The sequence below is a fragment of the Candidatus Fukatsuia symbiotica genome (genome assembly GCF_003122425.1).
GTDB lineage: Bacteria > Pseudomonadota > Gammaproteobacteria > Enterobacterales > Enterobacteriaceae > Fukatsuia > Fukatsuia symbiotica.
On record NZ_CP021659.1, the window covers coordinates 1,189,637 to 1,202,372 of the forward strand.

Consider the following 12,736-nt stretch of genomic DNA (forward strand, 5'->3'; position numbering starts at 1 on the left):
GGAGTCGCATTATAGGGATAGTTGTAAGTGAGTCAACGCTTTTTAAAACGAAAACCGTCATTAGCAGCAAATTTAGTCAGAATATTATGATGTCATTATCAATTGGGGTCGTATGAATGTGTAGCAGATAGTAACAGCGTTGAGGAATCGAAGCGGAGTGGTAGAATGCTAGCTAATTTTTCCCCATCCAAGGCAATCGTCAGCATTTGCTGATATAGCGTAGCGTAATAAGGCATCCGAATGAAAATCAAAACCCGTTTTGCCCCCAGTCCTACTGGCTACTTACATGTAGGTGGTGCCCGTACAGCACTATATTCCTGGTTGTTTTCTCGTCATTTGGGCGGTGAATTTGTATTGAGGATTGAGGATACTGATCGGGAACGCTCAACTCAAGAAGCTATTGATACGATTATGGACGGCATGAATTGGTTGAATTTGGACTGGGATGAAGGCCCGTATTTGCAGACTCAGCGTTTTGATCGCTACAACAGTGTGATCGATCAGATGCTAGAAGATGGTAAGGCATATCGGTGCTGTTGCTCCAGGGAGCGTCTTGAGGCGTTACGTGCAGCGCAAATGGCCAAAGGAGAGAAACCCCGTTATGACGGTCATTGTCGCGATAGCCAGTATAATTCGGATCAATGCTCGGTAGTACGTTTTCGTAATCCACAAGAAGGATCCGTCGCTTTTAATGATAAAATTCGCGGATTAATTGAAGTTAGTAATGCGGAGTTGGATGATTTAATTATTCGTCGTAGTGATGGTTCTCCCACTTATAACTTTTGTGTCGTTATCGATGACTGGGATATGCAAATTACCCATGTGGTCCGTGGTGAAGATCATATCAATAATACTCCGCGTCAAATCAATATTCTGCATGCTTTAGGGGCACCGATACCTGAGTATGCTCATGTATCGATGATTTTGGGAGATGATGGTAAAAAATTGTCAAAGCGTCATGGTGCTGTCAGCGTGATGCAATACCGTGATGACGGTTATTTGCCAGAAGCTTTGCTAAACTACTTAGTACGTTTGGGCTGGTCTTGTGGTGATCAGGAAATTTTTTCTCTAGAGCAGATGAAAACGTTGTTTACATTTGATGCTATCAGTAAATCTGCAAGCGCATTTAATACTGAAAAACTGCTGTGGCTAAATCATCATTACATTAACCATCTTCCACCGGAAAGTGTCGCAGTTTATCTCTCTTGGCATATAAAACAACAAGGTATTGATACCCGTAATGGACCACAATTGGTTGAAATCATTAAGTTACTTGGTGAACGTTGCAAAACACTGAAAGAAATGGCCAGCTCTTGCCGCTATTTTTATGAGGAGTTTGATGAGTTTGATGCAGATATGGCAAAAAAGCATTTGCGTCCGTTAGACCGTCAACCATTAGAAGCACTGCGTACTAAACTGGCTGCAATTTCTGAATGGAATGTGGAAAACATTCACCAGGCACTACAAAGCACTGCGGTGGCACTCGGTATCGGTATGGGGCAAATTGGGATGCCACTACGTGTGGCAGTGACAGGAAGTGGTCAGTCTCCTTCAATAGATGTGACTGTTTGCGCTATTGGTCAGCAGCGGACGCTCACCCGTATCGATGGAGCACTAAAATTTATTACCGCACGTGAAGCTCAATAATTGATGCCTTGGTAGTATAACGCCTGTTCGAGATTATTATGCTCTTTGATATACTTCGTGAAAAATAGGTGTAAAACGCTCATTATTGTCTTGTGCTATATACAGTGACGGTGCTTTTTCTTCGATTTTTTCTTTTTCTGGCTGTTCATGACGGTTTCGAATAGGTCTTAGAGCCTGTTCTAAATCTTCTTGAGCGACGCTCAGACAAGGAAAAAATGAGCGAAAAAGCGCAGTTTACATAGAGTAAGTGAGCATTTTGAACTCGTTTTTGACGAAGTATCAGCGAGCACAAAAGATTTCGAACAGGTTCTTAGATCCATTCGCAAATCTATTGAGTGATGTGAATTTGGCGTCTTTTTCAACGCTCAACGTAAAAGGTTGATTTAACCATTGACACTATTTCAGTGGTTTCATATGATGCGGGCGGTTCGAAGCGTTTAATATGTTTAGGCTTGTGGGGCTATAGCTCAGCTGGGAGAGCGCTTGCATGGCATGCAAGAGGTCGACGGTTCGATCCCGTCTAGCTCCACCAAATACTCTATCGGCACTCACCAGCGAGTACCGGTAAAACAAGAAAAACCCGCACTCTAACTAAGTTTGTGGGTTTTTTATTGCCTGTTGTCTTTCGGTGTGGCAGGGTTATACTCTGTTTTTTAGGGACTAGATTTGAGACTCTATTCTCTAGTCCTTAAAATAGGTAGTCCCGTAGTCCTACTATGGTGATTAATATGGCAATACAAGCAAAACCTTTGACTAATACCGAAGTGGAAGCGGCAAAGGCACCCAACAAAGATTTATCTTTATACGGTGGTGGATTACTGCTGTTTGTTAAATCATCAGGCGTTAAAACATGGCGTCTACGTTACTACCACCCTACAACGAAAAAGCAGACAACGTTAACACCAGGACATTACCCTACTTTGTCTCTGGTAGAGGCAAGGAAAGGATTTGCTCCAGATGTGATCGAAGCAGCCTTGGTACATGTTGGATACACACCAAATCCGTAGAGCCTATAACCGTAGCACTTATGCCTAAGAATACGGTGCTCGTTTTTTTTGTAAAAACACTTGCTTTGATTGGATAATGTCGGTCTCTTATCTTTTAAACCACGTAAAAAACAAGCTTATTTCAAAACAAACTTTGTCAACAGTGCCATAACAAGGCGTTTAGCATACTGCTCAGTTACTATATGGCTCCATATAAATTGATTTAAAATAATCGAGCAGAAAACAAGGTACCTAGGTCACTTTGTAGTTTTCTAGGGAATGATTTAAATAGTGTCGTCATGAAATACTGAGCCATAGAGCAAGGCATCGTATTTGTACAGCAGCGGGAAAAGAGGAGGTATTCTTTACATAGCGAGTAGCAATCCCCCGCCAGCGCTTTAGGTGTAGAGTAGAAAAGCATTCTCCACGAGATGTCGATGTTTGTAGAGCACTTTATCGTATTCGCGTTGAATTTTACGATTTGCATGCCGGCTTCTTCTGCTTCTTTAATGATGTTATGGCATAAAATTCCGCCAACATGTCTTGGCTATTAAAAAGCAAGAAAAGCTCACTTATGCCGAAACGGCGACACGTTTTTGTGTGGGGATAGCGAGCCTAATGCGCTGGGCTAAACGTATCGACCCTTGCCTAACGCGTGATAAACCGGCGACCAAAATAAATCGCGCCGCGTTGCTCCTTGATGTGGAAACCTATCCTGAGGCGTCTCAATACGAACGCGCTCAACGTATGGGGGTCAGTGCTCGAGGGATAGGCGATGCGTTAAAACGGGCTGGGTTTAGCTATAAAAAAAACATTTTATCATCCCAAAATCGACGTCCAAGCTCGAAAAGATTTTCAGACTAAGATACAGGCCTATGAAACCTGTGATACCCCGATAATTTACGTGGATGAAAGCGGTTTTTCCCATGATATGCCGCGTCTTTATGGTTATTGAGTGAAAGGTAAGCGCTGTTACGGCCAGCACGATTGGCATGCTAAAGCCCGTACTTATGTCATTGGTGCCCAGCTTAACGGAACATTAACCACGGTTTGTACCTTCGACTGCCATATCAACAGCGATATTTTTTATGCCTGGGTCACCCAAGATTTACTGCCAAAATCCCCTCCAGGCGCGGTCCTTGTGATGGATAATTGAAGTTATTGCAAAGCGGAGGGTTAAAAAGCAACAGATGTAATGGAGCCAGGAAGGTGCTCATTATTTGCTTCAGACACGAACAGTTGTTTTGAATGATGAGCTAAAGGCTCAATTTGAGCGTTGGCGCCCCGGTGTCAAAATTGGTTTTGTTGCATTAATAGAGATAAATGAATTGGAAACGGTGTACCTATTTTTTAAGCAGCTAATAGATAGAACTGCTCCACGGGAGATAGAAATAAACTTTCCTGATTTGAGAGTGTTCATAATTCTGTGTTAGGGGCTGTTGACGTTTGATAATAAAGAATTGAAAAATAATAGCAAATTCGTATTATTACAGTTCCTACACCTAATAAGACGAGTTTGCGATGCCCCGATTGATGTTCAATGATGAGCTCTGGCCGAAGCTGAAAGGTATCATGCTTCAACACATTATTTATGACAAGCCAAAATTACGTTTAATGGTAGAAGGCATGTTTTTCCGACTACGCACAGGATGCCCATGATGTGACCTCTCTGAACAATTTGGCCGCTGGAATTCTATTTTAAAAAAATTCAATAATGGGTCGAAAAAAGGGAAATGGCTATCTATGTTCAAAGCGTGAGTTGATGACCCTGATTTGGAATGGCAATTTATTGATGGCAGTGACGTAAAAGCGCATCAACACAGTACCGGTGCTGCAAGCATTGGCACCGGAGGCGATTGGCAAAAGCAGAGCAGGTAACACCACAAAAATTCATCTCGGTGTGGATGCTTACGGATTACCTGTTGCCTTTGAAATCACGGGAGGTGAAATTCATGATTGTACAGCGGCACCTGCTCTTCTGGATAAACTATAAACTGCCTCTTTCGGATGTTACAAATACGGTGCCTTGCTCTATGGCTCAAAATTTCATGACGACACTATATAAGATCTTCCAGATTACTGTGTAAATTTGCTTTTTTTCTTCGAAATTTCCCACTGACCCTCTACCAGATTACGAATAGTGATCTCTAACATATTCTCGTTAAATAAATATTCTTTTGTCACATCGCTAATTAACATGGGTGTATTGTGAACGACCTTGTAAGTGGATTCTTGCGACCAAGAGGCACCGCTTTTCATAAAAGTCGTTAAGGTTCTCTTTTTTTTATCGACATCAAATAATCCCATCCCCTCACTCGCCAGTACAGTCAACGTTTTACTGAACAGGAATTGTTTTTTATCTACATCAAAGAGATAAATATTATAGGATGGCGAGCCATAACCCCCATCATAGCCATTGAGCAAAGCAATATCATCGTGATTATCGAAATTGAAGTCATCAATAACCAATGTACTATTATCTTTATCGTCTATTGTTACCGTATTAACTGTTGTTTTATTCGTAGTATCCAGTTGGATACCTATTTTCTTAATAGTAATGCGTTGAAACAAATCATCCCGACCTTTGTTAAAAATATCCAGGGTACCTGCTCCCTCACAGCTTGGAGAAAGTTCATCATCATTACAATTGGCAACTTTTAAAACGAAATCCCATTGTTTTGATGTTTTTTTAAACAATGAGATGTTTGTGTTAGCTGAAAGTGCCCAAGTAGAGAACACAGATAAAAAAATCGCCAGGAACCTGTTTGAAATCATATAGCCTACCCCTCTGCATGTGATAACGGTCTATCCAAATAAACAATTATAAAGTATGTGTCCGTTATGATTTTGCTTTACGTTTTTTCAGCAGCCAATACGCTACGGATAAAACCATAATGGTGTGACTGTTAGAGGGAGTTGGAGAAAAATAGCCATCAATATGATTGTATTACAGTATGACACTCGATAGTGTGACTCTGCTTGCAAATAGGTCATCTCCCCGCTGAGCCATGTTCATTGAGAACTGAATTGATACACATATTGCGAAAAACAGTTAACCTAATTTAGGCTGAGTTGATTGATAATGCAGAGAGATCCTGTATAGCGGGACCGATGCAAATTGATGTTAAAAACACATGCTAATCGATTGATATTAAATAACCCCCATTAATAAAAGCTATCATAATTTACCTTATATAAAAAAGGACATTATGCTTATGAATACGAGACAAAAAAATATCCTCCAAGCCCTAGCCCATCCCATGCAAAGTGACAATATTCTTGATCCTGTACGTGAATTAACAAAGGTTATTGAAAGTGTCGGGCTACATCTCAATTCTGGTGGTGGCTCTGTAAGTTTTACCGGAAAAGATCCGATTATCAGCAGCCCACTGCCGCTCGCGACTATGGCAGGCGTCAGCCTTATGGCGAAAGCCATTGCAGTTGCAGACATATGGCGTATGCGAACGGGTCAAAGTCAAAATCTTTCTATTAATCTCGGGCAGGTACTGCACCGCCTCTGCCCCTTCTACGATAGAAAATGGGAATTGCTCAACGGATGCCCTCCAGGTACACCGGAAGATCTAAAAAAACCATTTATGCCAAGTTGTATGTATGAAACCCTAGATAATCGTCGGATCCAATTGGTGAATCCTTATCCTAAGAGCAAAGCTGAGACACTGAAATTATTAGGTTGTCACGAAGATCCTAGTGCTATTGCCGAGATCGTTAAGAAATGGAATTCCTTTAAACTTGAAGAGGCGGCCAATCGTCATGGCATTCAGGCAACCGTCATCCGTACTGTCGAAGAGTTTTTAACCTGTGAACAATTCCCTTATATCGATGCATTACCACTCATCGAAATCGAAAAAATTGGAGATAGTAAACCTGTTCCTTTCACGCATAGCCCTAAGCATCCGCTGGACGGGATACGTGCACTGGGGCTTGGTCATGTTATTGCCGGATCGGGTTTCGGTCGTGCACTGGCTTATCATGGTGCCGATGTACTGAATATCTGGCGCCCCATGGATTTTGAATTTGATATGATTTACTACTCGGCAAATGTGGGTATGCGTTCAAAAATACTTGAGATCGGTCAGACAGAAGGAATGGAAAAATTCCATACCCTCCTAAAGGGAGCCGATATTTTCTTCTCGAATCGTAGGCCAGGTTATCTGGAAAAGTTACATTTATCCGCAGAATCAATAAGCTCTCTTAAACCTGGCATTATCCATGTTGATATGTCACTTTACGGCCATCAAGGTCCTTGGGCCAACCGTATTGGTTTCGATCAAAATGCTGGGGGAGTTAGTGGAATACTTTCGCTGGAAGGTACAGCTGAGGATCCGCGCTTAACTGAGATATTCGTTGTTAATGATTACGCCATGTCTTGGCTTGGCGCCCTTGGTGCGATGGTTGCACTTAAAAGAAGGGCTATCGAGGGAGGAAGTTACCGTATCCGTCTCTCCCTTACAAGGTTGTCTTTATGGTTACTAGAAATGGGTATCTTCGATAAGAATTATGTCCGACAAGTTGCAGGAATCGGAAAAGATCATGCTTATCTAGTACCGGAAACCTTCTGTGAGGAAACACCTTGTGGTCTCTATCAGATACCGTCTTGCCCATCATGATGCAAGTGCTATTTTTGTATCGAATGGGATGCCTGATTTCAGCACACCATACGCCAGTTGGAGTAATTTGCGCATTGCTGCACAGACGCCCATTTTACCCCCTTTATGGCGTGATACGAGTCGTTGCCACTGTGCTTTCACTATCGGATTACAAGAAAGGGCAGCCAGAGCGGGCATATACAACGCTTTCCTGAGCTCGGTATGACCCCGTTTTGATAGGCGGCTCCGTCCTTTAAATAAACCTGATTCACAAAGTTTTGGGTTAAGCCCGGCATAGGCCACCACTGCCTTACTGTTAGTGAATTTTGACACATTACCCACATACGCCAGCAAACTGGCACTTAGTATTTCACCGATACCAGGAATACTCTCCAGCAACGCTTTATTTTTCTTTAAGTCAGGATCGTTATCGATATGGTTTTTTATTTTTTCTTTGGTGGCCTGGATTTGTTGTTTAAGTGCAGAAATGATTTCAAGCAGTGAGGATTGAACGACATCGTCAGCCACTGATTGCCGATTTTCTTGCATTTGCCTCATTTCCTCTAAACTCTTTAGATGGCGTACTAGCGCGGTTAATTGACGTTCGCTCAAGGGAGGAGGAGTCCAGAGGACAGGTGTATGCAGTGCGCAGTAGCGCACTATCATTTTTGCATCCCCCTGATCCGTCTTGTTCCGACTCAGTTCACTCTCACCAAAGGCATGAATACGTGATGGGTTTTCTAGGCTGACGTCAATGCCATTATCAACTAAGAACATAGCCAGTGGAACACTGTAACTCCCTGTGGCTTCGAGACAAATATGACAATCCCCGTAAGGGATAAGCCATTTCAGTAGTTGGCTAAATCCAGAGGGGGTATTCGGGAATGCTTTTGTTTTATACTTTTTTCTCTCTACCCACACTGCAACATCGAATTTTAATTTGGCAACATCAATACCCACTGAGGTCTTGTCCATGGCTGATTCTCCCATGAAAAACAGATAATTAAATGATCGCCCCGACCTTCCTTATAAATACGTGCTCTTAGCACAAGATACCGTTCGGTCTTACAGGCGACGATAAATATGTCACCGGGGTTTTATCTGACTGCACAAGCTTTAAGCCTAAGGGCGCAAACAAACTCTCCGGTGACATCCCAATGATCAGTTGGGGATCATCAACCTTTGAAAGTTAATAATCAAGATATAAGGCTTCATCCGAAGCTTGTTCAATAATATCGTGGTCGGTGCGCACGGTATTTTTAGTAGAAAAAGTGCGCACAGCCGCACTGCGCACCACTTTATCTTTTGTGGCTGCTGCCACTTTCTCGGTCAGGTCTCTTTGCCACGCGTTTCTTACTGCAAACTTCCTGAGGGTCGATTCAGGTACCTGATAGCGTTTTGCTATCGCACGGACAGACAACGCACCCGCGCGGTAAGCCGATTCGATGGCCTCCCAGTCAGGTTTTGCCATGGTGAGCATTCCTTGGGTTAGGGGGATTTATCGAGATGGGTATAGGTCGCTACCGGCTGGCCTGCAGCGTTCAGCACAAAGGCAGTATCAGAGGAGGCAAGATGAATGGCATTACTGATGCCCTCGGAGACGATATCAAGGCACTGAGAATTGCGGTTCCAGCTCCAATTGACGCTAGGATAGCCGATTTCACCTCGACCGTTGCCGAAATTAACTTTGATGGTGTACATAGTTTGCTCCTGTGTGGATGTGTTAATGTGATCGACATATCATAAAATGATGTCGATAAAAGTGAATAAAATGAATAGGAAAAAACAGCGCGCGGCAGTGCTAACCGGTGGATTTTATTCCAGAGTGTGATTTTGCATTCTGAGAATGATGAATGAAACCTGTCTCCTCAACATGGAGGAGGACAGTTGTCTTCATCATGAAGACGACTGACCGCTATTTAACGGATGTATTTCAAATGCGATAGTTTTCTGCTATTTGGCATTTCATGATGCTAGACTGGGAATCGATAACTGGGCTGCTTCTCTCATTCTTTGTCTCTTGGTCTGTAACTCTGTCTTTCTGCCACCCCTCCCCCAGTGACGCATTTTTCGTGCACAATCACTGATGGTTTTTTCCTCGCGATTAATCACCCTATCAAGACGGTGAAGCTGCGCCATGACACTCATTCGACGTATGACAACCTCATGAAAGGTTTGATAAACCTTGAACTCAAAAGCCGGTGATAACCATGCCGCATAGCGAAGAGCAATCAACTCATGTGCCTAGGTGCCTCGACTGTTACCGCCATGAATGGTTTTAAGTATTTGATTTTGTTCCAAAGTGTTTTTTAGCACTTTGGTCACTTCTTCAATATACTGAACCACACCGTCGGTATTTAAGAATTGGCTAGGTACCTGCCATTTCTTTGCCATACAAGCGTCAACAGCGGCTTTATGCATATCATTGAGATGATAAGTGCCATACTCATTGCTGCGAATAGGGGTGTTTTCAATGAAAACGAGGGGGTATTTCATTACGTGGTTCCTGTTCAGTAATGAACCCTTGTCACACAGGAATACCAGTCCAAGAGAGTACGCCTACCACTACTGGCTTCCTCAAAGGTTCATTCCTGAAAAGGTTCTTGGTGTGAATACGCGTGTGAAGCACAGACATAAAAAAGCCCACCGAAGTGAGCCATGGGTTAACCAGTAAAACGGGTAGTTTAAGGGGTCGCATTTCAAATGCGCATGGCGCTAACACCGTAACCCAACGTTATCTTCTCGATTATTTATTGGGTCAAACAAACCTGGGTAACGTACGCTTGCAAGCCCGCAATTTGCTGCGTGACTATTTCAATGCCTTTTCGGAGACGGAAATAATCGTTGACAACGGCGTCGTCAAGTCGGGCACCGGCAGCATCATCCAGGCGGGTGGCCGTGGGGGTGGCGGGCAATTTTTCACAGCGGGCAGCGAGCTGCATCCGACGCTGGCCAGCAAGAACATCACGTTCAAGGGCCGCGAGCTGAGTTTTAGCATCGGTTAATTCCTGGGTGTGTTTGTTATCAAGCACGGCTATTTGTTGATGTTGCTTTTGCGTTGTTTGGAGCATGATAAAGAGGTTATCGCGCTCATTCCTTATCATTTTGATGACGCTGTCTTTTTTTTTCTGATTCAGCATGGTAATAAACCGCCACCAGACTGACGAGCAGAATGAGACTCATCAGGATAAAAAATAAGCGATTAAACATCGAGTCCCCAACAGGTGAGTTCACTTTCTTGCGCGCGTCTCATCACTTGACCTGCACAGTTATTAGCTCGAATGCGGCAATCTTTACCGCCGTCAAATAGCCAGCGTTTAATTTCAGCACAGGCACCGTGGTAGTCACCGGCATTGAGTTTGCGATAAAAGGTAGAGGAAAGGCATTTGCCTGCACCGATGTTATACGGACAAAACGAGGCAATACCGGCTTTCTGGGCGTCGCTTAACGGCACCTGAACATGACGTTCTACCCAGGCAATCGCCTTATTCACCTCAAATTTGTTAACCTGCTCGCATTTCTCTGCACTGAGTTGCAGGCCTTGCATTACCGGCTTGTCATCAACTCGTGTCGCACCGCGGCAAATTGTCCACACGTTAGCGCCGTCTCGATAGGCCGTCAGCCGATTACCCTCTTTCTCATGCAGAAATTGCGTAAGAAGGGCGGTCGCTGTCGTCCCTGCCAAAATCAGTCCCAGCATGGGTTTGCTTAGCTTGCTCATTGGCTTGTTGCGCTCTTACGCCGGTCTTCTTTAATCTTGAAATACAGATTGGTCAAATAGGTCAGCACCGCCAGCGAGTACGCCAATGGCGTTCCATTGTTCCGGGCTGTAGCTGTTTAGCAAACCATTCAGGATGCTACCGGCGGAAGCCCCGTAGGCAACGCCGGTGGTCAGTTTTTCCATGCTCATTCTCGTCTCTGAGTGGGGATACCGTTTCCCGCTAGGGGTCGGGGGTGTCATAGAAATAGCGCTGCCCTCCTGACCCCTTCATGAATAAAAGTTATGGGCACTGATGGGCAGTGGAGGGAGGCGCTAAAATGAAAAAAGGCCACGCGATGCGCAGCCCTTAATAATTGCCGGGTATCACTCTCGCCCGGCGTGTGCTTCCTGCTATTCCCCAACAACGAAAGAAGAGGTAACGTATTGTTACCTCTTTATATTGACGGTGTTCATTTGCTTCCCGGTGAAAGGCGGCCAGCCAAACGGCACCACCGAAAAAAATCAATAATGGCATAAGGATGAAAGCATAAAGTTCTTACAAGATTACTCTCCGGTTATCAGTCTGTTTACCTTTTTCCTTGGCCTGGTTCTCGGGAATAAATACGCTCGGAGATAAACGTAAAGAATTTAATGTGTTGGCAGAACCCGTGCTTGAAAAGCTTGAAGACATGCAAGCCTGGCTGGAAAAAGAAACCTGCCTCACAGAGTACACACTTCCCCCGTGTTATATTGCCAAGCTCAAACGCAGACTCATCGGCAACAAGCTGAAAAAATTCAGTGTATTGCTGGATAATTATTATTCCGTATTGAATCAATTAGCCAGCTCGTCCGCGCCTTCTTTGCATGTGGGTATGGGCGAACAGGAAGAACAGATAGGGATTAAAAAGTAGGTGCATACCTATCCCAACGCTATCCTGTCTGTCAAAAAATTTACGGGCTGTTCTCACACTCAGGTAATATGAACAGGTCTGCGGGTTACTGACATGTAAAAAGGCCACGTGCGCCTGAAAAAATGCTTAATAAATAGGCATGGGCCGTCCCCTTTTACTGATGTTCTCAACATTTCTGGCAAAATCCTTCTGAACCTCAATGTTCAATATATTCAGTCTTATATTTCCATTTTTATCAATAAAAACTTTTTGACCGGTGGGTATCGTGTCTTCATAACGATTTCCTTTAAAGAAAACCACGAAATTTTCAGGGGACATCATTACTTATAGTGTTTCTTTCCACTCTTTTAGTGTGTCTCGTATCCTGTTTATTCTCACTGACTAATAATCGGTAGTCATCAGAATGATAAAGGAAAATAACTATTATTGTGACTATGCTTAATGAGAGAAATAAACTCTGTACATATCAAATGATGCTAATCGGAAAGCGGGAGACAGGTATATGCAAAAGACTCTCTTGAAATTACCTATCTTATTATTGCCAATGTTCGCCTGGGCTTCTCATGAAAGAACAATTTCAAATGTATGCCAAGAGCTTTGGAAATCGGGAGAGATTCAGTTTTTCCCATCAAAAATATGTTCGTGTGAAAAGACGTCTGCCAACATAGGTAATACATTTTTTCAATCAGAAAATGAAACAGACATATGAGAAAGATTTATCCTGTTTCCCCATTTTTCCCCGTGGGCGGGATAGTCTATTTCTTCAACTTATTGTGAAAACGAGAGAGATTAGATGAAAAATATAAAAAAGTTTTTAATGGTATTACCCATTTTATTATTACCCATGCATGCTCAAGCTATTCAAGAAAGACCTCGAGACTGTGA

The 12,736-nt window shown here is 43.3% G+C and carries 14 protein-coding genes, 1 tRNA gene and 4 pseudogenes; 9 read left to right on the plus strand and 10 right to left on the minus strand.

The annotated features are described in order from the left end of the window. Window positions 1-240: 240 nt before the first annotated feature. From gltX to CCS41_RS05815, 3 genes are all read left to right on the plus strand, one after another. Complete coding sequence (gene gltX, locus CCS41_RS05805) at window positions 241-1,647, plus strand: glutamate--tRNA ligase (RefSeq protein ID WP_072550999.1); 1,407 nt, start codon at window positions 241-243, stop codon at window positions 1,645-1,647. A 456-nt stretch (window positions 1,648-2,103) separates the two neighbouring features. Continuing rightward, window positions 2,104-2,179, plus strand: a tRNA-Ala gene (locus tag CCS41_RS05810). Between the two features lie 196 nt (window positions 2,180-2,375). Beyond that, on the plus strand, window positions 2,376-2,654 hold the full coding sequence (locus tag CCS41_RS05815) for an integrase arm-type DNA-binding domain-containing protein (protein WP_240313857.1): 279 nt from the start codon (window positions 2,376-2,378) through the stop codon (window positions 2,652-2,654). 276 nt (window positions 2,655-2,930) lie between these two features. On the opposite strand, the pseudogene CCS41_RS05820 reads toward CCS41_RS05815, so the two are convergent. Continuing rightward, window positions 2,931-3,115: pseudogene (locus CCS41_RS05820) on the minus strand (IS5/IS1182 family transposase); the annotation flags it as partial. 40 nt (window positions 3,116-3,155) lie between these two features. Between CCS41_RS05820 and CCS41_RS05825 the strand changes: the two are divergent. The 4 genes and pseudogenes from CCS41_RS05825 to CCS41_RS16505 all read left to right on the plus strand — a co-directional run. Then, window positions 3,156-3,497: an IS630 transposase-related protein gene (locus CCS41_RS05825; RefSeq protein WP_072551000.1), complete on the plus strand. Its 342-nt coding sequence runs from the start codon at window positions 3,156-3,158 to the stop codon at window positions 3,495-3,497. Between the two features lie 91 nt (window positions 3,498-3,588). Further along, the gene (locus tag CCS41_RS05830; protein ID WP_119797328.1) at window positions 3,589-3,789 is read left to right on the plus strand and encodes a hypothetical protein; all 201 of its coding nucleotides are present in this window, start codon (window positions 3,589-3,591) and stop codon (window positions 3,787-3,789) included. Then, window positions 3,782-3,931 (plus strand): annotated as a pseudogene (locus CCS41_RS05835) (ISKra4 family transposase); the annotation flags it as partial. The gene CCS41_RS05830 and the pseudogene CCS41_RS05835, both read left to right, overlap by 8 nt. A gap of 223 nt (window positions 3,932-4,154) precedes the next feature. Further along, a pseudogene (locus CCS41_RS16505) lies at window positions 4,155-4,623 on the plus strand (IS5 family transposase); the annotation flags it as partial. Window positions 4,624-4,709: 86 nt separating this feature from the next. Here the strand turns inward: CCS41_RS16505 and CCS41_RS05845 are convergent. After that, complete coding sequence (locus CCS41_RS05845; protein ID WP_072551001.1) at window positions 4,710-5,408, minus strand: XAC2610-related protein; 699 nt, start codon at window positions 5,406-5,408, stop codon at window positions 4,710-4,712. A gap of 440 nt (window positions 5,409-5,848) precedes the next feature. On the opposite strand from CCS41_RS05845, the gene CCS41_RS05850 reads away from it, so the two are divergent. Then, window positions 5,849-7,261 (plus strand): CoA transferase, encoded by a 1,413-nt coding sequence (locus CCS41_RS05850; RefSeq protein ID WP_072551002.1) that lies wholly within the window; start codon window positions 5,849-5,851, stop codon window positions 7,259-7,261. On the opposite strand, the gene CCS41_RS05855 is transcribed toward CCS41_RS05850, so the two are convergent. From CCS41_RS05855 to CCS41_RS05885, 8 genes and pseudogenes are all read right to left on the minus strand, one after another. After that, a complete protein-coding gene (locus CCS41_RS05855; protein WP_162859989.1) occupies window positions 7,256-8,215 on the minus strand; it encodes an IS110 family RNA-guided transposase in 960 nt (319 codons plus the stop codon). The two genes, CCS41_RS05850 and CCS41_RS05855, sit on opposite strands and share 6 nt — an antisense overlap. Window positions 8,216-8,429: 214 nt before the next feature. Then, entirely contained in the window at window positions 8,430-8,711 is a 282-nt protein-coding gene (locus tag CCS41_RS05860; RefSeq protein WP_119797330.1) for a helix-turn-helix domain-containing protein, read from the minus strand. Window positions 8,712-8,728: 17 nt separating this feature from the next. Beyond that, window positions 8,729-8,941: a hypothetical protein gene (locus CCS41_RS05865; protein ID WP_119797331.1), complete on the minus strand. Its 213-nt coding sequence runs from the start codon at window positions 8,939-8,941 to the stop codon at window positions 8,729-8,731. Between the two features lie 264 nt (window positions 8,942-9,205). Beyond that, window positions 9,206-9,475, minus strand: a complete 270-nt coding sequence (locus CCS41_RS16510; protein WP_240313859.1) for a hypothetical protein — start codon at window positions 9,473-9,475, stop codon at window positions 9,206-9,208. 9 nt (window positions 9,476-9,484) lie between these two features. Continuing rightward, window positions 9,485-9,736: a KilA-N domain-containing protein gene (locus tag CCS41_RS16515; protein WP_240313860.1), complete on the minus strand. Its 252-nt coding sequence runs from the start codon at window positions 9,734-9,736 to the stop codon at window positions 9,485-9,487. Between the two features lie 254 nt (window positions 9,737-9,990). Further along, window positions 9,991-10,380 (minus strand): lysis protein, encoded by a 390-nt coding sequence (locus CCS41_RS05875; protein ID WP_119797332.1) that lies wholly within the window; start codon window positions 10,378-10,380, stop codon window positions 9,991-9,993. A gap of 62 nt (window positions 10,381-10,442) precedes the next feature. Beyond that, window positions 10,443-10,961: a lysozyme gene (locus CCS41_RS05880; protein WP_119797333.1), complete on the minus strand. Its 519-nt coding sequence runs from the start codon at window positions 10,959-10,961 to the stop codon at window positions 10,443-10,445. After that, window positions 10,958-11,144: pseudogene (locus CCS41_RS05885) on the minus strand (class II holin family protein). The gene CCS41_RS05880 and the pseudogene CCS41_RS05885 overlap by 4 nt, the downstream one beginning before the upstream one ends. A 395-nt stretch (window positions 11,145-11,539) precedes the next feature. On the opposite strand from CCS41_RS05885, the gene CCS41_RS05890 reads away from it, so the two are divergent. Continuing rightward, on the plus strand, window positions 11,540-11,851 hold the full coding sequence (locus CCS41_RS05890; RefSeq protein WP_205411496.1) for a hypothetical protein: 312 nt from the start codon (window positions 11,540-11,542) through the stop codon (window positions 11,849-11,851). Window positions 11,852-12,736: the final 885 nt, after the last annotated feature.